The sequence below is a fragment of the Flaviaestuariibacter flavus genome (assembly GCF_004337505.1).
Taxonomy (GTDB): Bacteria; Bacteroidota; Bacteroidia; order Chitinophagales; family Chitinophagaceae; genus Flavisolibacter; species Flavisolibacter flavus.
Map to the genome: position 1 here is coordinate 526523 of NZ_SJZI01000008.1, position 21548 is coordinate 548070.

A 21548-nucleotide genomic window follows, 5' to 3' on the forward strand; every position below is an offset into this window, starting at 1 on the left:
CATCGTGGCATGAAAGCCGCTCACCTGCTCCGCCGCTCCCTCCTGTTGCTCCTGCTGCTCGCCGGCAATCTTGCCCACGCGCAGACCGCCCCGCCATTCTGGAAAGAGGTTGCTGCTTTTTAAAAGCAGGACAGCGGCACCGCCGTGCCCCAACGGCCGATCCTCTTTGTCGGCTCCTCCTCTTTTACGCGGTGGACGGGCCTGGCGGAAGCGTTCCCGGGTTACCCGGTGCTCAACCGCGCCTTCGGCGGCTCCACGCTGCCCGACGTGATCCGCTATGCCTATGATGTGATCCTCCCCTACCACCCGAAGCAGGTGCTGATCTATTGCGGCGAAAACGACCTGGCATCGGCCGACAGTATTTCTGCGGATGAAGTGCTGCGCCGCGTGCAGACCCTCTTTGCCATCATCCGCATCAACCTGCCCGACACCCGCATCTCCTACGTATCGGTAAAGCCAAGCCCGGTGCGCGTTTCCATCCAGCCCAAGGTGCGGGAAGCCAACCGGCTTATCAGGAAATTCTTCCGCAAGCAAAAACGCGCCGACTTCATTGTCGTGTACGACGCGATGCTCGACGGACAGGGCAATATGCGGGAAGAATTATATGTGGGCGACCGGCTGCACCTGAAGCCCGGGGGCTATGCCATCTGGCAACGTATCCTGCAGCCTTACCTGGTGAAATAATCCGAACGATCAAAGCCGGAGTCCGCGAAGGCAATACACGTGCTCGCGCGCTGTGACGAAAAGGTCTTTTTTGCCCTGCCCGCCCCAGCAGCAATTGGCCGGAATTTTTTCCAGCGCAATCAGCGCCAGCCGCTCGCCCTGCGGGCTCAACAGCAGGATGCCGTCTTTCGTGCACAGCCACAGGTTGCCCTGCGGATCGCACTTGATGCCATCGCAGTTTTCCTCCGCAAGCTGCCCCTTGAATTCAAGCGTCAAGGCATCGTATTGCAACAGCTTGCGCTCAAAAGGCTTGCTCGAACATACGTACACCGTGCGCTCATCGGGAGAAAGACAAAGGCCATTGGGATATTTGTATTCCTTGCAAAAAGCCATCAACATCCCGTCGCGCCAGCAATAGAAGGCGGCTTCACTTTGCCGCAGGTCGGGGCGCAACTGCTGGTCTTTGAGGCCATAAGGCGGGTCGGAGAAAAACACGGCGCCGCCCGCGTCCACAACAATATCGTTCGGGCTGTTGAAAGGCTTGTCGTCAGGGCCTGCGATCAGTGTCTGGAGCGTATCGTTTTCATAAAGCGCCACCGCGCCGTTGCCATGCTGGCAGATGTACAGGCTGCCCGCACGGTCGTACGCGAGTCCGTTGGAGCCGGGCTGACCGGAAAGAAAAGATCGATCTTCAAGCGTGCAGCCGCTCGGCTCCAGGAACACGGTGCGCGTCCTCGTAGCCGTATCGATCCGGTAAATACGGTTGGCCGGAATATCGCTGTAGAGATAGTAGCCCGCCTCGTTCCAGACCGGGCCTTCGGTGAACTCGTTTTCCGTCGACCAGGTTTCGGAAAAAAAATGCTCATTCAGGATCCTGCGGGCCCGGTCGTCGAAGATTTGCAGCATGGCGATTTCGTTTCAGAAATAAAAATATTGCAATGCGGCCGCATTGCGGTTGTACGCAACATGCAGCAGCCACTCAAACGAGTGCGGCCACCTTCTGCAACACCTTTTCCAGGTTGATCCCTTTGCCGAGTACCGGCTTGAAGAGATCGCCCGTTTCGCGCACGCGGTCGTAGACGTTGCGCATATGCCAGGTCTGCGGCGTCAGTCCCTTCTTCACTTCATCCCAATGCAGCGGCGTGCTCACCGAAGCGCCGGGCTTCGGCCGAAGTGAGTAAGGCGCGGCGGCGGTCTGCGTCTCTGCATTCTGCATGAAGTCGAGGTAGATGCGGTTGGGCCGTTTCGACGGGCTGCGCTCCAGGCTCGTAAGGTCGGGCAGCTCGCGGTTCACAAGCGTTACCACCAGTTCCGCCAGCTGCCGGCTCTGATCGAAACTGTATTGCGCCCCCAGCGGGATGTAGATGTGGATGCCCGTGGACCCCGAAGTCTTGACGCAGCTCCTGGCGCCGATGCAGTCCAGCACCTGCCGCACCACCTGCGCGGTTTCAATCACCTTGTCGAAGCCGACGCCTTCCGGGTCTAGGTCGATCAGGCACCAGTCGGGCTGCTGCCAGCTTTCGGTGCGCGAGTGCCAGGGATGCAGCTCAATGCAACCGAGGTTGGCCATATAGATCAGCGTCGCCTCGTCGTTGCACACCAGGTATTTGACGTCCTTGCCGGTGCTCTCGCTGAAATCGATATGCGTTGGGATCCACTCCGGGATCTTGCCCTTCATGTCTTTCTGAAAAAAGTTGGGGCCCGCAATACCGTTCGGGTGCCGGTGCAGCGACTCGGGCCGGTCCTTGAGATAAGGCAGGATAAAGGGCGCCATGCGCAGGTAATAGTTGACGAGGTCGCGCTTCACGAGGCCTTCCTTAGGCCAATAGGGCTTGTCGAGGTTGGTGAGCGCGAGCGTCTGCTTTCCGATCTTCAGCTCCGGGGCCGCCCCGTCACTGTCGCCAAGCTGCCTGGCCGACTTGCCCGCGCTTTTCTTTGCAGGGGCCAACTTGCGCCCGCGCGGAGCGGCCTTTATCGGTGCTGCTTTTTTGGGTGCCGCCTTTTTGGCAACCGCTGTTTTCTTCGGGGCCGCTTTCTTGATCATCGCCTTTGTCTTTTTCGAGGTTTCTATAATCACATCCTTCGCCTTCTTATCGGTGCGCAGGCCCATGAAGATGGGATGCCGCGCAATGCCTTCGCGTGTCCACTCGGTGAACTTGATCTCGCATACAAGCTTCGGCTTCACCCAGGTAACGGGCATATTCGCTTTGGGGCATTTATCAAAGGGACATTCGTCGGTGGCAAGCGGCAGCATGCGCTGGTGCAGGTCTTCGAGACTTTTGCGGTTAAAGCCGCTGCCCGAGTGGCCGACGTAAACGAAATCGCCATCCTTGTATGCGCCCAGCAGGATAGCGCCGAAAAACTTGCGCGTGTTGCGGGGCTCGGTAAAGCCGGCAATCACCACCTCCTGCCGTTGGTTGACCTTGATCTTCAGCCAGTCCGGACTGCGGGCGTCAACCGTATATATACTGTCTGCCTTCTTCCCCATGATCCCCTCCAGTCCCTGCTTAAGCGCCGCCTTGAAGAATGCATCGCCCTTGCCTTCCACGTGATCGCTGTAATGAAGCACATCGTCTTCGGGCGGCAGTAGCTTGCGCAGCAGTGCCTTGCGCTCCAGCAGCGGCAGCTTTGTCACGTCGTAGCCCTCCACCCACAACACATCAAAGATGTAGTACCGGAGGCTTACCGGCGAATTCTGCCAGTTCTGCAACATCTGGAAATTGCCCAGGCCCTTCTCATCCACGGCAACAATCTCCCCGTCGAAGACTGCGTCGAAGGGAAGCCGGCTCAGCGCCCCGGCCACGGGTGTATATTTTTCGGTAAAAGGCTTCAGGTTGCGCGAGACGAGTTCGGCTTCGCCCTGCTGCACGTATCCAACTGCACGATAGCCATCCCATTTGATCTCGTAGACCCAGTCTTCGCTGCTGAAAGGCTCGTCCACCAGGGTAGCCAGCATGGGAACAACGAGTTGGGGCATGGGTGCCTGCTTTGCCTTTTCGAATTGCGCACCAAGGAGCGACTTGAGGTTGAGCGAAGGCCTCGCTTTGGGTTTCTTCTTCTCTTTTTTGACTTCTTCAGGCTGCGAAGTCTGCTTCGCTGTGCGCGCAACGGCGGGCGCAGCCTGCTTTGCTGCCCTTGTCTTCTTTTCCGGGTGATTGGGCTTTGTTCCGTTCTCGAGCGCCACTTCAGTGATCGTTTTTCCCGTCTTCACCGACCGGTCGTCAAGCGTGACATCTTTGGTAGCGGCGGCGGCGTCTTTGCTTTTGAGCAGTAGCCAGGCGCGCTCGTCTTTCATACGCCGCAGGTTGTAAGCGCCTTTCAGCTTTTTTCCCTGCAGCACGATCTTCATGCTGCCCGCTTCGTACTGCCGCCGCAATTCCTTTTCCATCTCCTTCCGCGATGCATCTTCGTGACCGAAAGCCACATAGGTGCCTTCGTCCCAAACGATCACGGTGCCGGCGCCGTAGTTGCCTTCCGGAATCACACCCTCAAAGTTGCGGTAGTCGAAGGGATGGTCTTCTACGTGCATGGCCAGCCGGCGGTCGGCAGGATTACGCGAAGGCCCTTTGGGGACGGCCCAGCTAAGCAGCACGCCATCCAGCTCGAGGCGGAAATCGTAATGCAGGTGGGAGGCATCGTGCTTCTGCACCACGAAACGGAGCGCGCCTTTGGAAGATTTTTCCTTTCCCTCCGGCTCGGTCGTTTCATCGAAGCGACGCTTGTCGTTATACGCTTTCAATCCCATATCCCTTAAACAGAAAAACCGGTGCCAAAGGAGAAAATTTTTCGATCGCTGATGTCCGATGTCTGATTTGGCTGACGCACGCGGGGATGTAAAAAACCCTCCTTTCGGAGGGCATCCACTATAGTTCTCAATACCAATTAACCAATAGACAAGTTAACCAATTCACCCGCAGCGGCTACGCGCGCTTCTTGCCTTTGTCGAGGCTTTGCTTGAGTACTTCCATCAGGTCTTTTACGGTGGCGCTGCGCTCTTCTGGCTCGGCAATCCGGATATGTTTGCCCGCGGCTTTCGCCTTGATCACTTTTTTGAGCGAAGCGATATAATTGTCTTTGAATGCGGCGGGGTTGAAAGATTCGGTCAGTTGCTCAATGAGCCGCTTCGCCAGCTGCAGCTCTTTTTCGGCAACGCGGCCGCTGTCAACAGCAGGTACTTCTTTCAGTTCCTCTTCGTAGCGCATCTGGTCGAGCATCAATAGTCCTTTATAGGGCTTGATGGCGCATACGTGCTCACGGTTGCGGAGCATGAATTCGGCGATGCCCACGACACCGGAATCCTCGAGGGCCTTCACGAGGAGACGGTATGTTTTCTCGCCGCCTTTTGCAGGCAGGAGGTAATACGGTTTTTCGAAATAGATCGGGTCGATCTCTTCGGCCTTGACGAACTGCACGATATCGATCGACTTCGACTTCTGCGGCGACGCCTTCTCGAAGTCTTCATCATCGACCACCACGAATTTGCCTTTGGCATATTCGTAGCCCTTTACGATGTCTTTCCAGTCCACCTCTTTACCCGTGCTGGTATCGATGCGCGCATACTTGATGGGCGCCATATCTTTTTTTGCCAGCATGTGCAGCGGCAGTTCTTCCGACTGCACGGCGCTTTGCAACTTCACAGGAATATTTACCAGTCCGAAGGAGATGGTACCCGACCAGATCGATCGCGCGGTTGCCATAGGTGTATGAATTTTTTAGGATGCGGGAAAGAACGTGTTGGAGCCAACGCCGGCACCGGGGCGGAACAGGGCGGCCACATAGCTTACGGCGTGCTGCCACCACGACTGGCGGGCAGGTGCGGTTTCGAAGAATTCCGCTTTCTGCATTTTGACCTTTACCAGCACCATGTCCTGGAACACCTGCGGGTTGATGTCGTCGTTCATTTCAAGAAAGGCATACATCTCCTCGGGATCGGTCACCATCCAGCCTTTGCCGGAAACCTGGAGGAAACAGTCGACACCCTTGCGGAAGCAGTCGAGGCGAACGGGGAATTCAGAATCGAACTGTTTTACGTCCTGGTGGGGCTTCTTGACGAAGAACCAGGCATAGCCGTAATCGTCGACTTTCAGGATCTGAACCACAGAGGTGGGTAGTTTCAGCACGGATTCGCTTTGATTAAAGAAGATAGCGCTCCCGATGAGTCGGATCTTCTCCTGCAGGAAATGAAGCTGCTGAGCGGCGGTTTGATTAAGTGGCATACACAGAGTTTTGTTAACGAAATCGAAAAGAACTCGGGTATACTGCTCCAAATAAAATACCAACAAAAAATTGAGCGGAAGCCCGTCCGGAGTAGCTCTTCCATTGGGGAAATTGCACCACAACGCGGCTGTAGCAGGCACCTCGGCTGGCATTATTTTTTGATGAGTCGGGATTCAACTTCTTAAAAATTCCTTTTAGTTATGGCAAAGTCATCTAAATCCGCCGCCGGCAGCAAAGGCAGCCAGGCAAAAGCTGCTTCTTCCCGTTCCGCTTCTTCGGGTCGCAGCAGTGCATCTTCTTCATCCCGCTCCGCCGCGGCATCCCGCGGTGCTGCCGGTAAGACCGCCGCGGCCGCACGCGGTGGCGCCAGCTCTTCGCGCAGCAATGGCAGCACCACTTCGCGCAGCAACGGCAATGGCCGCAGCGCTTCGAAAGGTCCGTCTTTCGATGAGCGTACACTGCTCAACGAGCTGTTTGTGGAAGAACTGAAAGACATTTATTGGGCGGAGAAGCACCTGACGAAAGCGCTTCCCAAAATGGCCAAAGCTGCCACCTCGCCCGAGCTCACAGATGCTTTCAACACGCACCTGGAGCAGACCCAGGAGCAGATCGGCCGCGTAGAGCAGGTGTTTGAAATACTGGGCATGCCCGCCCGCGCAAAGAAGTGCGAGGCCATGTCGGGCCTTGTGGAAGAAGCGCAGCAAGGCATCGAAGACACACCGAAGGGCTCTTCGGTACGCGACGCCGCGCTGATCATCTGCGCGCAGAAAGTAGAGCACTACGAGATCGCTGCTTATGGCTCGCTGGTTCAGCTGGCCAAGACCATCGGTCAGAACGAGATCGCCAACCTGCTCGCCGAAACCCTGAGCGAGGAAAAAGAAACCGACCAGATCCTGACGGAGCTTGCCGAAACCGGCATCAACATCTCCGCCAGCCAGGAGTCGGAATAAAACGAAACCGCACCCGCGGCAAAGCGTCCCCGTTAAAGGCGGGACGCTTTTTTTATTAATAAAGTGCGCGGAAAAGAGCTGATCGTTGCTCCCGTCATGCCCCTGCTGTAGTTTGGCCCGCCTTTAGACTCATAGGTGGAAACGATCATTTTATGTCCCAGAACTCCGACCTGCAACGCGAAGTCGCCATTCTGCAGGCAAACAAGAAAGGTGTCAAGGCGAAATTTGAAAAATTCGCCGAAGGCGTTACCCGCACTACCGGCACACCGACGGCATTTTTAGTAGCACTGCTCATCATCATCGTATGGGCTATTAGCGGTCCCATCTTTCATTATTCCGACACCTGGCAGCTCGTCATCAATACCGGCACCACGATTGTCACCTTCCTGATGGTGTTCCTTATCCAGCAGTCGCAAAACAAGGACTCGCTTGCCCTTCAGCTGAAGCTTAACGAGCTCATCGCCTGCGAGGAGCGCGCCTCCAACCGGCTGATCGACGTGGAAGATCTCAGCCAGGAAGAGCTCGACGTACTCAAGAAATTCTATGTACGTCTTGCCACACTGGCTAAAGACAGTTCGGACCTCCACACGTCGCACTCGGTTGACGATGCCTCTGAAATAAGCGACGCTAAAACCATCTATCATCAGAAGCGCCGCGAAGAACGGCTGAAACTCAAAAAACAGGTAAATGGAAGCAGTCAGCAGCCTCAGCCATAAAGACCACCTCAAGATCAACCGCGACTACAGCGAAGCCGCCCGCGCCGCCGACCTGGTGTATGTAAGCGACCAGTGGCCGGGCATCCGCCGCATGAAGAAGGGGAAAGGTTTCGCCTACACGTTGAAAGATGCTCCGGTAACTGACAAGGAGGTGCTGGAGCGGATCCGCAAGCTGGCCATCCCGCCCGCCTGGACCGAGGTGTGGATCTGCGCACGGGCCAACGGACATATACAGGCCACCGGTAAGGATGTACGCGGCCGCAAGCAATACCGCTACCATCCGCATTGGCACGAGCTGCGCAATGAAACCAAGTTTCACCGCCTCTTTGAGTTCGGAAGGCTCTTGCCCAGCCTGCGCCTGCAGCTCGAGGAAGACCTGGCAATTAAGGAGCTCACCATCCGCAAGGTGATCGCTACGGTCATCTCGCTGATGGAGCGCACTTATATCCGTATCGGCAATGCCGACTACGAAAAGCAGAACGGATCCTATGGGCTGACGACGCTCAAAGACAGGCATGTCAAAATACAGGGCGACCAGCTGCGCTTTTCCTTTACGGGGAAAAAAGGGATCGATCACGACATCTCGGTGCGCAACCGCCGCCTGGCGCGCGCCGTACAGGCCTGCCGCGACATCCCGGGAAAGGAGTTGTTTCAATACTATGACGCGGATGGAAAGCGCCACCCCATCGATTCGGGCATGGTAAATCAATATATCAAGGAAGCCACCGGTGGCGACTTTACGGCCAAAGACTTCCGCACCTGGGCCGGCACGCTCAATGTGCTGCGCGCCTTCAAGGTGATGGACCCCGCCGAAAGCGACAGTGCCCTGAAACGCAATACCCTGAGCGCGCTCGATGAAGTCAGCCATAAGCTGGGCAACACCCGCACCGTTTGCAAAAAATACTATGTGCACCCGGGCATCATCCGCCTCTACGAAGAGCGCAGCCTGCAGCTTTACCTCGACGAGCTCGACAAGATCGAGGAGCCCGATAACCTTTCCGGTCTTACGCGCGAAGAGCGGGTGCTGATGAAGATCCTGAAAGAGCTGGTTTAGTGTGCGAGTGTGCTAAAATGTCAATACCCCGCGCAAGCGCAGGGTATTGACATTTTGGGGATATCGAAGCTTTAGCACATTAGCAGATCAACACACTATTTTTTCGATTTACCGCCTTTCTTCGCCACCGCGGTTTTGGTGGCGGCGCTGGCCGAGGCAAGTCCGCGCTTTGAAGACCCTTTGGCGGTAGAGCCTCCGGAGCGGCTGACGGAAGTGCCGCCGCCGCGGCCGCGCGAAGCGCCACTAGATGACTTTGAAGCGGCTTTCTTTGGAGCGGCCTTTTTAGCAGGTGCCGCCTTCTTGGCCGCAGCCTTTTTGGGCGCTGCTTTCTTTGCAGTCCCTTTGGAAGCCGCTTTCTTCGGCGCAGCTTTTTTTACTGCCGCCTTCTTCGGCGCGGATTTGCGTGCGTTGGCTCTTCCGCCTTTGGAAGCCGCCTTTTTTGCCGCTGCCTTCTTTGGTGCCGCTTTCTTCGCCGCACCTTTCTTTTCAGGAACTTTTTCGCCACGCTCACGCGCTTCGGAAAGACCGATGGCGATCGCCTGCTTGCGGGAAGTTACCTTCTTACCGCTGCGACCGCTCCGGAGTGAGCCTTCCTTGCGCTCTTCCATCGCCCTCTTGACCTTGGCGCCTGCGCCTTTTGAATACTTGGCCATAATGCTGGAGTTTGGGGTTAGTGAATATGCTGACTGCAAAATTTTCGTACCACCTGAGCGGGGAAGAAGAGAAGGAACGCAGATCTTTTATGATCTGTTATGATGAGCACGAATACCGGCACCAACGTCCGTGTACATCCTAATCAATCTACCTATTCCGCACGCGGAATCAGCGTTCTTTCTCTTCAGTAGCGCGGGGTACGATTTTTTCACTCCTTCCCGCAAAATGAGCCATATGCCGAATAATGAAAAGATCACGGCGCTTCTCAACGACCTGATCCGCATCAACAACGACCGGATCGTGGGATACGAGAAGGCCATCGACGAACTGAAGGACGAGACCGAAGATCTCCGTCCGCTCTTTGTGCGCTATGCCCAGGAAAGCCGCGAGTACGCCCGCGAGCTGACCACCGAAGTAACCCGTCTCGGCGGCGACCCGGCCGACGGCACCACCAACTCGGGAAAGATCTACCGGGTATGGATGGACCTAAAAGCTGTGGTAGCCGGCAAAGACCGCAAGGCGATTCTTGAAAACTGTGAGTTCGGTGAAGACGCGGCTCAGAAAGCCTACGATATGGCGCTCAACTCCGAGGTGGAATTCGAGCCCTCGCTGCGCGACCTGATCGTACGGCAGAAGACACAACTGCGCATCGGCCACGATGAGATCAAGCGCCTGCGCGACCTGCAAAAAACGTCTTCCTGAATAAAAAAAAAGGCATGAAGAAAGGTTGGATTCTCGGGCTGAGCGTGTTGCTGGCAGCCTGCAACGATAGTAACAGTCCGAACGTGGAAACAGACAATACCATCGGCGTGAGAGACGCCCCCCTTCCCACGAAGCCGTCCAACCATTAAGCGAATGACCTGCACGGTACTTTCCATACATTGCCTCGAGGCCTGGCGGCACTGCGAAACATTGCTTGGCGAGCTGGAACGAAGCGCCTGCAGCATTTCGCAACGCACGCGCCGCGTGCTGGATGAATGTGCCGGAATTTGTTTGGATACCCACCACGCACTCCTCGCCGGCGCCGGCGAAGCTCCCGGCCTCGCGCTTCTTTGTGTGGGCATCTGCGTGGAATGCGCGGAAGTATGCGGTCGCTATGCAGGAAGCAGTTTCCGCACCTGTGCCGATGCCTGTATGGCCTGCGCGGAAGCACTGGCAGGAATCGCCGAAGTTTAGTTTCTTGGAGCTGATTGAAAAGGGATCGCGGTGCGATCCCTTTTTTATGTCCGGCGCCACCCAGATCGGACAGCAACTATAAGCGATCAAAAAATAAAAAAAATGGCCACAGTGGAGACTGCAGCCTTGCTGATAGAATGGACCGTGTATATGAGAGAGATCGTTGTGTCTGTACCGTTATATAAAAATGTTTTGCCACGCCCGCATGTGCGGCGCACAGGCGTTTCCAGGGGCACCATACCGCCGGAAGCCCAGCTGCATGGGTAGCAAATTCCCCATCGCGGCTTTCCCATTTATGGGTGGCACTGAATTCTTAGCTTGTGCACTGATATGAAACGCATCCGGAACTTCTTTGCCCTGTTTGCGAAAGCCGGGGAAGGCTTTGTGCACGACAATGCCTTCAAGCTAAGCGCGTCGCTGTCTTACTATACCGTGTTTGCACTGGGCCCGCTCCTGCTGATCATCATTTCGCTCGCCGGGATCTTCTTTGGCCGCGAGGCGGTACAGGGCAAGCTATACCTGCAGCTCGCCGGGCTGGTGGGCAAGGAAGCGGCGCTCCAGATCCAGGAAATCATCCGCAATATTCACCACACGCACTCCACCACCGCAGGTGCCGTGATCGGCGCTGTGATCCTGGTGATCGGCGCCACCGGTGTATTTACCGAAATGCAGGACTCCATCAACTATATCTGGTCGGTGCGCGCCAAGCCCAAGAAAGGCTGGCTCAAGTACCTCTCCAACCGGCTCCTCTCCTTTTCGCTGGTGGTTGGCCTTGGCTTCCTCCTGCTGGTATCGCTGGTGGTGAACGCACTGCTCAACCTGCTGAGCGACCGGCTGACACGCATCTTTCCCCACTACACGGTTTATTTTTTCAACATGGTGAACATCGCGATCATCCTCGTTGTGATTACGGGGCTTTTTGCCGTCATCTTCAAAGTGCTGCCCGATGCCCGCATCGCCTGGCGTGATGCGCTGCTCGGCGCCCTCATCACGGCCCTGCTCTTTTTGCTTGGAAAATTCGGCATCTCGTATTACCTGGAGCGCTCAGGGCTCGACGTGACCTACGGCGCGGCGGCATCCATCATCATCATTCTTTCGTGGATCTATTACAGTGCGCTGATTCTTTACTTCGGTGCCGAGTTCACCAAGATGTACGCGCTGCACCACGGCGCCGGCATCCGGCCGAAAGACACTGCTGTTTTTATCATCAAGAAAGAGTCGAAGGAAGTGCCGTCGTCTTACCTCGACACCTAGCCGAAAAGAAGTGTGCAGGCAACCTATCCGGGGATAGGTTGTTCTAACCGCAACGATCATTTATGCAACTGCATACACCCCATACGTATTCACTGGAAGTATCCGGGCCGGTGCCCGGGTATGAGCCGCTGCAAACAGATGCCGACACCGAAGTTCTGGTGATCGGCGCGGGCATCTCCGGCGCGCTCGTAGCCTACGCCTTGCAACGGGCAGGGACCGCCTGCCTGCTGATCGACCGCCGCGATCCGGGTATGGGCAGCACCGCGGCATCCACATCCCTGTTGCAATACGAACTGGATACACCGCTTACCAGGCTTGGCGAACGCGCAGGCACCGAAGCTGCCGAGCGCTGCTACCGTCTTTGCTATGAGGCCCTGCCGCGCCTGAAAGGTATCTGCGAGGCCGTTGGCGCCGGGTATTTGTTCAAAGCCCGTCCCAGCCTGCAATTCGCCAGCATGCCCGAACATTTGCCGCTGTTGCAACAGGAGTATGAAGCCCGGCGTGCCCTTGGCATTGACCTGCGCCTGCTTAATAACCGCGAGCTGCTGCAGCATTTCGGCATCGATAAGCCCGGCGCTCTTTTGAGTGCAGCCGGTGCCGCTATCGACGCCTATGCCATCCTGCACTGCCTGTTGCAAGCCATTGTTGCGGATGGCGGACGTGTATCCGGCAATACAGATGCAACGCATATTCACCGCGACCCGGCCGGGGTGACGGTGGAGACGGCCCACGGCAAGCGCATCCGCGCGCAAAAGCTGGTCATCGCCTGCGGCTACGAATCACAACGCTACCTGCCGCGAACGGTGGAGCAGTTGTCCGTTACCTACGCGCTCGCCAGCGAGCGCATCGACCCACAGCACTTCTGGTACCACCGAAGCCTCATCTGGGAAACGGCGCGCCCCTACCACTACCTGCGCTGCACGCCCGACAACCGCATCATCATTGGCGGCGAAGACACGCCCTTCGACGGCGACCACAGCTTTCCTTTGCTCGGCGAGAAAACAAAAATGCTGGAGGCTGCCTTCCGGAACCTCTTTCCGCGCATCCCGTTCCGGCCGGCATTTTCGTGGGCCGGCCTTTTTGCCGGCACCGCCGACGGCATGCCTTATATCGGCCCCGTTGAGGGACAGCCGCATACATTCTATGCGCTGGGCTTCGGCGGCAACGGCATTCTCTTCAGTGTGCTTGCGGCCGATATCATCTGCGGGCTCATCCGCAACGGCGCCCATCCAGATGCCGCGCTTTTTTCTTTTGAGCGGACCGAACTGGCATAAAATTTCGGCGCTTACCCGCTGAAAGGCAATGTTTCAAAGCTGGATCTAAATAAAGATCATGAAAGAAACGACAACCGCGAAGCAAACCTTGTATCCCAATTTCATCCTCGGGATCATCACCTTCCTCATGCTGTTTATCGGGATCGGCATCCAGCGCTCCGGATCGTCCACCGGATTCTGGATCTGGGTAACCGCGGCGGGCCTGGGCGCCATCCACTGGATCTGGGCCATTATCGACGTCTTCCGCAACCAGAACATCCGATCACAAAGCCGGGTACTCTCTTGTTATCGCCATCCCGGGTGTAGGTAGCATGTTGTACTACATGATGAGTAAAACTGTGCGGATGTAGTATCGGAGTGTGCTAGTGTGCTAGTTATCGGTAGCTACCAACCTTAAAAGACAAATCCCTGCCTTCGGCAGGGATTTGTCTTATTATACCAGCACACTAGCAAACCAGCCTACCACCACACTTTACACGGCCGGGAAGGAAATTGTAAACGTCGTTCCCTGTCCTACCGCCGAGCTCACATCGATCTGTGCTTTGTGTGCCTGCAGTATGTTGAGGGTTGCGGCAAGACCAAGCCCCATGCCGTTGCGCTTGGAGGTGTAATAAGGCTCGAACAGGCGGGAGATATTTTCTTCGGGAATTCCGCAGCCGTTGTCGCGTACTACCGCCACGTGGCGATCATCTTCGGTTGTTACCGTAATGTCCAGGGTTCCCGAGCCGTCGGCGGGCATCGCTTCGACCGCGTTAATTACGATGTTGAGAAACGCGATCTTGAGCTTTTCCTTGTTGGCGTTGAGATAGCAAGGCTCCTCGGGCCGGCGCACCCGGAGCTGTATGTGCTGCAGGGTAATGCGGTCCAGGGCTTCGCTGATGCTTTCGTCAAGCACCGCCTGTAGCGTCGTTCGCTCGAAGGTCATTTCGGTGGGACGGCTTGTATCAAGCAGTTCCGTGATGAGGTCACCGATCCGCTTGGAGTTGCGCTGGATGATATCAAGAAACAGGGCGGCTTCTTCATTCACCTGGTCGCCCACCAATTGCTCCACCGACATATTGATGTTGTTGAGCGGGTTGCGCACCTCGTGGGCAAGCGTCCGCACAAGGCGGCCCGTGGCCCCGAGCTTTTCCACCATCAGGTTGGCCTTCTCGGCGCGGCGCAGGTTGGTGATGTCGTGCATCAGGCCCTGGTAGTGAGAGCCTCCGTCGGGATCCACCGCGGCGGTGAGCGTGAAGATGAAGATGCGGCGGTCGCCCGAGCTGGTGCTGATCTCCACTTCCAGGTCATTCACCTCGCCTTCCTGCTCCAGTATGCGCCGCAGGTGTTCCTTGTCGCCTTCATCCACAATCAGGTCGTACACGGTGCGGCGCTGCAGTTCGTCGGCCGCATAGCCGAGCAACTCCGAGGTGGCCGCATTCACGTCCTTGAAATAAAGATCCTTGTCGGCGATGAACACGACGTCTTTCGAAAGCTCGAAAATGCTCCGGTACTTTTTCTCGTTGGCGCGCAGGGCCTTCAGGTAGGCTGTCCGCTCGAGCGCATAGCGGATGCAGCGCTCCAGCTTGTCGGCATTGAGATCGGTTTTTACCAGGTAGTCGGTAGCACCGATCTGCATGGCCTCGATATCGATCTCTTTGTTGCCTTTACCCGTAAGCAATACGATTGGCTCTTCGCAGCCAAGACGGATGGCTTCCTTGAGGAAGTCGATACCGGTTTTGGCGCCGAGGCGGTAGTCGACAAAATAAATGTCGAAGGCCCGCTTCTGCACCTGGTCGATGGCGTCGGAGAATTTGTAGGCCCAGTTGATCACGAGGTTGTACTCCTCGATCTGGCGAAGGTATTCGGAGGTGATGAAGTAGTCATCCTCGTCATCGTCGATGATCAGGATGCGGATGGTGGGCTTAGTGATGGGCATGTATCAGTTTCTTTCCGGGAAGTTCCAGGATGAAGAGGCAATGGTCGTCGGCTTCTGCCGGCTGGGCGAGCACCACCCCGAGGCGGGACGCGATCCCGGCGAGCTGCGGGTTGGCAAAAGCGAAAGCGCGTACAAGGCCTTCAAGGCCATTACAACGTACGGTAACCCGGTAGCGCAGGTCGTTGCCGGATCCGTATTCGGCTGTTTGCACGTGCACGTAGCGCGGGGTGCTGCTGGCGGCACGGAGGGGCTGCAGCAGCCAGCGAAGCAGTAGGTACCACTCCTCCTCGGGGCCCGCGGCGCCGGGCAGCGACTCGCAGCGCACATGGGTGGCGGCACAGTCGGCAAGTAAAGCGTTCAGTAAGGTATTGAGATCCGTCCAGCCCGTGGGCCCTGTTGCAGCAGGGCCCACGGCGGGCGAAACGGAGTTGGTGAGCATCATTACTGGTTGTTAAGCTCCTGGTATTGTTTCATCTTGTTGTAAAGCGTCTTGCGGTCGATGTTGAGCAGCTTGGCCGCCTTGCTCTTGTTGAAGTTGACCTTCTTGAGCGCTTTCAGGATCATGTCGTACTCAGCGTCGATCGAAGCGCTCTTGAGCGTGCCGTCGCCTACGGGGCGGGCTGCCTCAAAAGGATCTTCGGCAGGGCGCGGAGCTGCGGGCATCACCGGCGCGAAGTTGGCGGGCACGGGCTCGGCAGATGCGGCAGCCGGCGACTTGTCAAACTGGAGCTTGTTGTAGTGCGAGATCTCGAAGGGCAGGGAGCTCGCCTCGATAAGTTCGCCGTCGCTCAGCAGGGTCGCACGCTTGATCACGTTCTTCAGCTCGCGCAGGTTTCCGTACCATACGTAGTTGCGGAAGATGTTTTCCACCTCGGCGGAGAAGCCGCGGATGTTCTTGCCCAGCTCGCTGTTGGTGACGGTAAGGAAGTGCTGCGCAAACAGCATGATATCGTCCGGACGATGACGCAGCGGCGGCACGTCGATGGAGAATTCGTTGAAGCGGTGATAAAGGTCCTCGCGGAACTTGCCCTTGCGCGCGGCATCCCACAGCTTTTCGTTGGAAGCCACGATGATGCGCACATCGAGCTCGATGTCCTTGAGACCACCCACGCGGCGGATCTTGCGCTCCTGCACCACGCGCAGCAGCGAAACCTGGATGTCGTAACCGAGGTTGGCCACCTCATCGAGGAAGATGGTGCCGCCGTTGGCAAGCTCCAGGGAGCCTACCTTCTGGTTGAGGGCGCCCGTGAAGGAACCTTTTTCATGACCAAAGAGTTCGGAGCCAGCCAGCTCTTTCGAGAGGGCACCGCAGTCGATGGCGATAAAGGGCTTGCTCTTGCGCTTCGAGCGCTTGTGGATCTCCTGGGCGATGGCTTCCTTACCGGAGCCGCTTTCGCCGTAGATGATCACCGAATAATTCGTGGGGCCCACGAGGTCGATCTGCTGCAGCAGCTGGCGGAATACCGGCGTGTCGCCGAAGATATAGTCGCCGGAGTGCGTGATCTGCCCACCGGGAGCCGGGGCACCTGCGGGAGCCGCGGCGCGGTTTCCGGAGGCAGCGGGGGCAGGGCTTGCCGCGGCGGGCGGTGCCGCCACGCGCTGGGGCTGGTGCACCGCACCGGTATCCTGCGAAGAAGCCGCTTCGAGAGCTTTTTTGATGGTCACGAGGATCTCGTCGGGGAAGAGCGGCTTCGTGATATAGTCGTATGCGCCCATCTTCATTACTTCCACGGCGATCTTGATATCGCTGTAGCCGGTAATGATGATCACGGGCACCTGCGGGTAAATTTCCTTGATCTTTCCAAGCAGCACATTGCCTTCCATGTCCTCCAGGCGGAAGTCGCACATCACAAGGTCGGGCTCGACGGTCTCCAGAAGCTCCAGGGCCTTTTTGCCGCTGTAGGCTTCCAGCACCTCGAAATTATGACGGGTCAGGAAACGCTTCAGCAGGAGGCACATGTCGCGGTCGTCATCTACAATCAGGATCTTTTGCATGAGTTGAGGGGTTGTCGTTAAGGTTCGTAAAAGGTTAAGGTCAGTTCAATATTCGAAATTAAAAAACTTATGCCTGAGTTTAAGCCCAGAGTCCGCGCACGTGCGAAACAGGTATCTGCAGCTGCTCGCGGTACTTGGCCACGGTGCGGCGGGCTACCGAAAAGCCGCGCTCCGCAAGGATATTCACGAGTTGCTGGTCGGTGTAGGGATTGTGCTTGTCTTCGCTTTCAATCACTTCCTCGATGGCGCTTTGGATTACCTTGTTGGAAATCACTTGTCCCTCGGCGTTAGCAATGCCCTCGGTAAAGAGGTCTTTCAGCAGCAGCAGCCCGAAGGGCGTTTCCACATACTTGTTGCAGGTGATGCGCGATACGGTAGAAATGTCCACACCCACCATCTCGGCTACGTTCTTCAGGATCATCGGCTTCAGCAGGTTGATGTCGCCGGTGAGGAAGTAGTCATACTGCAGCTGCACGATCGCTTTCATGATCTTAAGCATCGTGGCCTCGCGCTGCTGCACGGCGTTGATGAACCACTGCGCGGACTGCAGCTTGTTTTTCAGGTACTGCAGCGCGCTCTTGTCGGTATTCACCTGCTGCGAACCTTCGGCCATCTGCTTCCAGCTCGTGTTGATGTTGAGGGTTTCCGAGCGGTTGCGGTACAGCTGCACATCCAGCTGGTCGCCTTGCTGGGTGATGATGAAATCGGGAAGGATGTTCTTGTTGATCACGATGGAATCTTCCTGCTCGCACACCGGCTTCATCTTGAGCGTGGCGATGAGCTGGAGCACGATCTTGAGCTCCTCGTCATCGATGCTGAGCTGGTGCTTGATCTTGTCCATGTTCCGGTTGTGCAGGTCGGTGAAGTGGTGCTCCAGGAGGCGCATGGCCATCTTCACATCGGGGCGCTTCGAATTGAAGCGGCGCAGCTGGATAAGCAGGCATTCGCGGATGGAGCGGGCGCCGACGCCAACGGGCTCCAGGGTCTGGATCTTGGTCAGAACCGTGGCGATCAGGTCAGGTTCAATCCATTTTCCAAGACGGAAGGAATAGTCTTCGGCGAGGGCTTCCACATCCTGCTCGAGTAGCCCGTGCTCGTTGAGCGAATCAATGATGAACTCGGCCACCTCCACCTCGCGGTCGTCGGTGGAAGCCACCTTGAACTGCTCCTTCAGCAACGGACGGTAGTCGAAGCCGCTCGTAAGCGGGCGCTCCGGCATCTTTTCGTCGCCGAGGTAGTTGTGGTACTCGGTCTTGTAATCCGGAACATCGTTGTAGCCATACTCCTCCCAATCCTGGTAATCCTGCACACTGTCCTTGCTGTACTTGTCTACGGTGAGTTCCGAATCGCTGTTCGAGTCGTCTAATAACGGATTTTCCTCGATCTCCTGCTGGATGCGCTGCTCCAGCTCGAGCGTATTGAGGTGAAAGAAGTTCAGCAGCTGGATCTGCTGGGGCAGAATCTTGAGCCGCTGTTTTTGGGCTAAACGCTGATTGATCATTCGTGGTGATTTTGGCGTACGCGGGTATAGCGCAACTGTGGAACCAAAAACACACTTTTTTATAAATTGTTGATTTACAGCACCCTAAAGATTAGTATTTCCTGTTGAGTTTTAACCCCGGGCATAATGAAGAGCTTTTTTACCCAAAACTGGGGAAATCATTACCCAATAGCCGGGCTTTGGGCAAGCCGATCCATAAAAAAAGCGCAGCCTCTTAAGGTTGCGCCCGCTAAAACCGGTTACAGCTGACCGTTACTTGTCCTCACGGCTGTTCGCGTGCAGGCGGTAATCGAAGAACGAAGGGATCGGGTAGCTGCCCATCGGTCGTCCGGAAGAGGGATCGACGCGCTGGCTGCGGTCCGGGCCACTTGCTGCCGCTGACGGCATTTGGTAACCAACGGTTCCGAAGGAACGGGGAGCGGCGGGGGCGATCGGCTGTTGCAGGGTGCTCATAGCGGGAATTATGCTGATTTTTGCAAGGAAAACCGTACCAATATATATAGCCGGGAACAGCAAGGAAGAGCTGCCGGCGCCGGGTACCTTTTTCCTCAACTGTGGCGGAGGTTTGGGAAAAATATTGAGCTGTGCAAAATCCGTTTTTGGCACCATTCTCGAATTATACAGACCAGAAAATTTATTAACTCCTAAAACCTATTGTTATGTTACGTTGGACAGTAATCTTTCTGGTAGTAGCGATTATCGCAGCGATCTTTGGTTTTGGTGGCATTGCTGCCGGCGCCGCTTCGATCGCCAAGATCCTCTTCTTTATCTTCCTGGTGCTCTTCGTGCTGAGCCTCATCGCCGGTGGTTTCCGCCGCGTGGACTAAGCCCCGGAGCCTGGACAATAAAAAAAGGAACGCGCACTGCGTTCCTTTTTTTATTGCCGTGAATCGGCAATCGTGAATCGTGAATGCTGACGCCTGATTATTAAAAGAACGGAGGCCAGGGGCCTCCGTTCTTTTTGCCGCGCATTGCGGATCGGCGATTCACGATTGACGATTCACGACCTCATCGCGAGCTGTCGCTGTCTTCGCTGCTGCGCGGCGCGCTGTTGTCCCCGGCGGCGTCGCCCGGGGCCTCGGTGCGCTCCGATTCGGAGCGGTTGGCGATCACTTTCTCGTCGTTGCGCGGATCGCTGGGATCCGACTCGGCAAAGGACTCCATCCCGCCCTCGCGGCGCGGCGTCATATCCGGCAGGTTATCGTTGTAACCGGGCTCGTTGGGGAGCCCCATGTGGTTGGTTAACGGCTTATCCATAAAGAAAAGGTTTTAAGGTTCTGTGGTTCTAAGTTTCCGGGGTTGGTTGGGGACCAACCCAAATCAGACATCGGACATCCGACATCAAACTTCTTTGTCTTCCTCGTGCTGCGCCTCGGCATTACGCATATCGGGCGGCACGTCCTTGTTCATCTGCTTGGTGAAGAACTGCTTCACCTTCTTGACGATCTCGGGCTCCTGCTCGCTGTTGAGGTAGCGGGCCAGCAGGGTGCTTGCGGCAAGGGGTACGAAAGTGCGCGAGAACCAGCCGGCCTTGCGGAGGATATAACGGCGCAGCACCATATCCACCCCGATGTCGAGGCCCACGTTGAGCAGCGGCGAAGTGGGGCGGTTGCGGCGGCCGATCTTGGTCAGCACGCGGCCCACCACCAGCAGGCCGTTGGTCACGGGGCGAACGTCTTGCTGCAGCGAGTTGAGGCTGGCGCCGATGGACTGCTTCTGCAGACCGAGTAACTCCTGCAGCCGGGCCTTCTCCTCCAGGAGCTCATCGTAGCTGGATATCTTCTTACTCATAAATCTTTTTCAGGATGGCTTTTTTGAGAATGGGGAAGACGATCTTCTTGCGGAGTGCCAGGACGACCACCATCAGCACCACGAAGAGGGCGCCGACAATAAAGAAGCCCCCGGCCGTGCTTCCGATCAGGCTGCCGAGCCACCAGGCCAGCCCCATGCCCAGGAAGAACAGCGTGAAAAGGAGCAGGAAAAAGGCCGACAGGCCGGCGACGATGCCGGCGGTAACATTGGTGGCCTTTTGTGTAAGCGTTACAAGCGCCAACTTATAATAGGTATCGAGGTAGTCGCTGACGCTTTGCGTGATTGTGGCGGTTTTCGTCTTAAGTTCTTCCATAAGCGGCTTCTGTTTTAAAAAGAAAGAACAGGCCTTTCAGCCTGTTCGGTTGTTGGAATCAGCTATAGCGCTCGCGGGCGCTGTTGAAGCCGTCAACGGCGTCGTCGGCGGCACTGCGGCCTTTCTTGGCGAGGTTCTGCAGCTCGCCCTTGGCGTTCGCAAACAGGTCGGTGAGCGAATCGGTCCAGTCACCGGCGGTTTTGCCGATGCGGCCACGCAGGTCGGAGCCCTTTTCCGGGGCCAGGAGCAGGCCCACCACTACCCCGGCTGCGGCAGCGCCGGCAAGGCCCAGGATCATCTTCGTTTTTGCTGTCATATACTTGCTGTTTTAAAATGAATAGGATGCGCTTCCCGGTATTTGAAATAATCATACCATCGCGGCCCTACCCAACAGCTGGTGCAATACTTGCGTACCTAGTAACGGTGAATTGGACAGGCAAACCGGAATTATTGCAAATGAATACGTGGAAATCTTTATTTTTCACCGGGAATGGTACAAAAATTATAGCATCTAAACGAATGGATCTTAGCATATGGCAATGAGGAAGAAGGTGTTGATCATCGATGACGAAGTGGATCTATGCCTGTTGATGAAGTCATATTTCCTGCGCAAAAACTATGAGGTTTACATTGCGCATACGTTGACCGACGGCATGAAACGGCTGGATGAAATCCTGCCCGATTTCCTTTTCATCGACTATAACCTGCCCGACGGGCTGGGCTGGGACAAGCTCCCGGAAATGTACCGTAACCACCCGGGCGTAAACTATCATCTTATCAGTGCCTTCCGGCCGACAATCCCCACCGATCTCGATGAGGCAAAGCTCACGATCTGGGAAAAGCCGATCAGCCTGAAGGCCCTGGATAATTTCTTTTAGCCCCCCAGGCTGAAGCCTGAGGCCAGTAGGTGCCGCCGCTACGCGGCGAAATAACAAGCCCCGCCGTCGGCGGGGCTTGTTGCGGATAATAATCAATAAACAATGTTCAATGCTCAATTTTCAAGTTGGAAACACCCCTTTGAACTTGAAAATTGAGCATTGATTATTGAGCA

General features: G+C 56.4%; 26 protein-coding genes. 12 read left to right on the forward strand and 14 right to left on the reverse strand.

Features of this window, described 5'->3' with window-relative positions:
• The first annotated feature begins 144 nt into the window (after positions 1-144).
• Positions 145-684, forward strand: coding sequence for a GDSL-type esterase/lipase family protein (locus EPD60_RS06380; RefSeq protein WP_131447983.1), 540 nt, complete (start codon positions 145-147; stop codon positions 682-684).
• 9 nt (positions 685-693) lie between these two features.
• On the opposite strand, the gene EPD60_RS06385 is transcribed toward EPD60_RS06380, so the two are convergent.
• From EPD60_RS06385 to EPD60_RS06400, 4 genes are all read right to left on the reverse strand, one after another.
• Positions 694-1569: an SMP-30/gluconolactonase/LRE family protein gene (locus EPD60_RS06385; RefSeq protein WP_131447985.1), complete on the reverse strand. Its 876-nt coding sequence runs from the start codon at positions 1567-1569 to the stop codon at positions 694-696.
• 73 nt (positions 1570-1642) lie between these two features.
• Positions 1643-4408 carry a DNA ligase D gene (gene ligD / locus EPD60_RS06390; protein ID WP_131447987.1) on the reverse strand — a complete coding sequence of 922 codons (2766 nt, stop codon included), beginning with the start codon at positions 4406-4408 and terminating at the stop codon, positions 1643-1645.
• Between the two features lie 175 nt (positions 4409-4583).
• Complete coding sequence (ku, locus tag EPD60_RS06395) at positions 4584-5360, reverse strand: non-homologous end joining protein Ku (RefSeq protein ID WP_131447989.1); 777 nt, start codon at positions 5358-5360, stop codon at positions 4584-4586.
• 15 nt (positions 5361-5375) lie between these two features.
• Entirely contained in the window at positions 5376-5879 is a 504-nt protein-coding gene (locus tag EPD60_RS06400) for a hypothetical protein (RefSeq protein ID WP_131447991.1), read from the reverse strand.
• Positions 5880-6080: 201 nt separating this feature from the next.
• Between EPD60_RS06400 and EPD60_RS06405 the strand changes: the two genes are divergently transcribed.
• From EPD60_RS06405 to EPD60_RS06415, 3 genes are all read left to right on the forward strand, one after another.
• Positions 6081-6830, forward strand: coding sequence for a YciE/YciF ferroxidase family protein (locus tag EPD60_RS06405; RefSeq protein WP_131447993.1), 750 nt, complete (start codon positions 6081-6083; stop codon positions 6828-6830).
• A 152-nt stretch (positions 6831-6982) separates the two neighbouring features.
• Complete coding sequence (locus EPD60_RS06410) at positions 6983-7546, forward strand: low affinity iron permease family protein (protein ID WP_131447995.1); 564 nt, start codon at positions 6983-6985, stop codon at positions 7544-7546.
• On the forward strand, positions 7518-8600 hold the full coding sequence (locus EPD60_RS06415; RefSeq protein ID WP_131447997.1) for a DNA topoisomerase IB: 1083 nt from the start codon (positions 7518-7520) through the stop codon (positions 8598-8600). The genes EPD60_RS06410 and EPD60_RS06415 overlap by 29 nt, the downstream gene beginning before the upstream one ends.
• Before the next feature lie 95 nt (positions 8601-8695).
• Here EPD60_RS06415 and EPD60_RS17235 read toward each other — a convergent pair whose 3' ends face one another.
• Complete coding sequence (locus EPD60_RS17235) at positions 8696-9253, reverse strand: DUF6496 domain-containing protein (RefSeq protein ID WP_243647777.1); 558 nt, start codon at positions 9251-9253, stop codon at positions 8696-8698.
• A 235-nt stretch (positions 9254-9488) separates the two neighbouring features.
• Here EPD60_RS17235 and EPD60_RS06425 point away from each other — a divergent pair, with 235 nt between their 5' ends.
• From EPD60_RS06425 to EPD60_RS06445, 6 genes are all read left to right on the forward strand, one after another.
• Positions 9489-9956, forward strand: coding sequence for a ferritin-like domain-containing protein (locus EPD60_RS06425; RefSeq protein ID WP_131447999.1), 468 nt, complete (start codon positions 9489-9491; stop codon positions 9954-9956).
• A 14-nt stretch (positions 9957-9970) separates the two neighbouring features.
• Positions 9971-10105, forward strand: coding sequence for a hypothetical protein (locus EPD60_RS17295; RefSeq protein ID WP_262708829.1), 135 nt, complete (start codon positions 9971-9973; stop codon positions 10103-10105).
• Between the two features lie 4 nt (positions 10106-10109).
• Positions 10110-10430, forward strand: coding sequence for a four-helix bundle copper-binding protein (locus EPD60_RS06430; protein WP_131448001.1), 321 nt, complete (start codon positions 10110-10112; stop codon positions 10428-10430).
• A gap of 330 nt (positions 10431-10760) precedes the next feature.
• The gene (locus tag EPD60_RS06435; protein WP_131448003.1) at positions 10761-11684 is read left to right on the forward strand and encodes a YihY/virulence factor BrkB family protein; all 924 of its coding nucleotides are present in this window, start codon (positions 10761-10763) and stop codon (positions 11682-11684) included.
• A gap of 62 nt (positions 11685-11746) precedes the next feature.
• Positions 11747-12958: an NAD(P)/FAD-dependent oxidoreductase gene (locus EPD60_RS06440; protein WP_131448005.1), complete on the forward strand. Its 1212-nt coding sequence runs from the start codon at positions 11747-11749 to the stop codon at positions 12956-12958.
• 58 nt (positions 12959-13016) lie between these two features.
• A complete protein-coding gene (locus tag EPD60_RS06445; protein ID WP_131448007.1) occupies positions 13017-13268 on the forward strand; it encodes a hypothetical protein in 252 nt (83 codons plus the stop codon).
• A gap of 162 nt (positions 13269-13430) precedes the next feature.
• Here the strand turns inward: EPD60_RS06445 and EPD60_RS06450 are convergent, their stop codons facing one another.
• The 5 genes from EPD60_RS06450 to EPD60_RS06470 all read right to left on the reverse strand — a co-directional run bounded on the left by EPD60_RS06450 (position 13431) and on the right by EPD60_RS06470 (position 18825).
• Entirely contained in the window at positions 13431-14876 is a 1446-nt protein-coding gene (locus tag EPD60_RS06450) for a hybrid sensor histidine kinase/response regulator (protein ID WP_131448009.1), read from the reverse strand.
• Positions 14863-15318 carry a hypothetical protein gene (locus EPD60_RS06455; RefSeq protein ID WP_131448011.1) on the reverse strand — a complete coding sequence of 152 codons (456 nt, stop codon included), beginning with the start codon at positions 15316-15318 and terminating at the stop codon, positions 14863-14865. Before EPD60_RS06455 ends, EPD60_RS06450 begins: the two co-directional genes overlap by 14 nt.
• Positions 15318-16871, reverse strand: a complete 1554-nt coding sequence (locus EPD60_RS06460; protein ID WP_131448013.1) for a sigma-54-dependent transcriptional regulator — start codon at positions 16869-16871, stop codon at positions 15318-15320. The genes EPD60_RS06455 and EPD60_RS06460 overlap by 1 nt, the downstream gene beginning before the upstream one ends.
• 79 nt (positions 16872-16950) lie before the next feature.
• Positions 16951-18372, reverse strand: coding sequence for an RNA polymerase factor sigma-54 (gene rpoN, locus EPD60_RS06465; RefSeq protein WP_131448015.1), 1422 nt, complete (start codon positions 18370-18372; stop codon positions 16951-16953).
• Between the two features lie 252 nt (positions 18373-18624).
• Positions 18625-18825, reverse strand: coding sequence for a hypothetical protein (locus tag EPD60_RS06470; RefSeq protein ID WP_131448016.1), 201 nt, complete (start codon positions 18823-18825; stop codon positions 18625-18627).
• A 206-nt stretch (positions 18826-19031) separates the two neighbouring features.
• Here EPD60_RS06470 and EPD60_RS06475 point away from each other — a divergent pair, with 206 nt between their 5' ends.
• Positions 19032-19199, forward strand: a complete 168-nt coding sequence (locus EPD60_RS06475; protein ID WP_131448019.1) for a DUF1328 family protein — start codon at positions 19032-19034, stop codon at positions 19197-19199.
• Positions 19200-19380: 181 nt separating this feature from the next.
• On the opposite strand, the gene EPD60_RS06480 is transcribed toward EPD60_RS06475, so the two are convergent.
• The 4 genes from EPD60_RS06480 to EPD60_RS06495 form a co-directional block, all read right to left on the reverse strand.
• Entirely contained in the window at positions 19381-19629 is a 249-nt protein-coding gene (locus EPD60_RS06480; protein WP_131448021.1) for a hypothetical protein, read from the reverse strand.
• Between the two features lie 84 nt (positions 19630-19713).
• A complete protein-coding gene (locus EPD60_RS06485) occupies positions 19714-20163 on the reverse strand; it encodes a hypothetical protein (protein ID WP_131448023.1) in 450 nt (149 codons plus the stop codon).
• A complete protein-coding gene (locus EPD60_RS06490; protein WP_131448025.1) occupies positions 20156-20497 on the reverse strand; it encodes a phage holin family protein in 342 nt (113 codons plus the stop codon). Before EPD60_RS06490 ends, EPD60_RS06485 begins: the two co-directional genes overlap by 8 nt.
• Before the next feature lie 58 nt (positions 20498-20555).
• Complete coding sequence (locus EPD60_RS06495) at positions 20556-20813, reverse strand: YtxH domain-containing protein (protein ID WP_131448027.1); 258 nt, start codon at positions 20811-20813, stop codon at positions 20556-20558.
• Positions 20814-21036: 223 nt separating this feature from the next.
• Here EPD60_RS06495 and EPD60_RS06500 point away from each other — a divergent pair, with 223 nt between their 5' ends.
• The gene (locus tag EPD60_RS06500) at positions 21037-21375 is read left to right on the forward strand and encodes a response regulator (protein ID WP_165871438.1); all 339 of its coding nucleotides are present in this window, start codon (positions 21037-21039) and stop codon (positions 21373-21375) included.
• Positions 21376-21548: the final 173 nt, after the last annotated feature.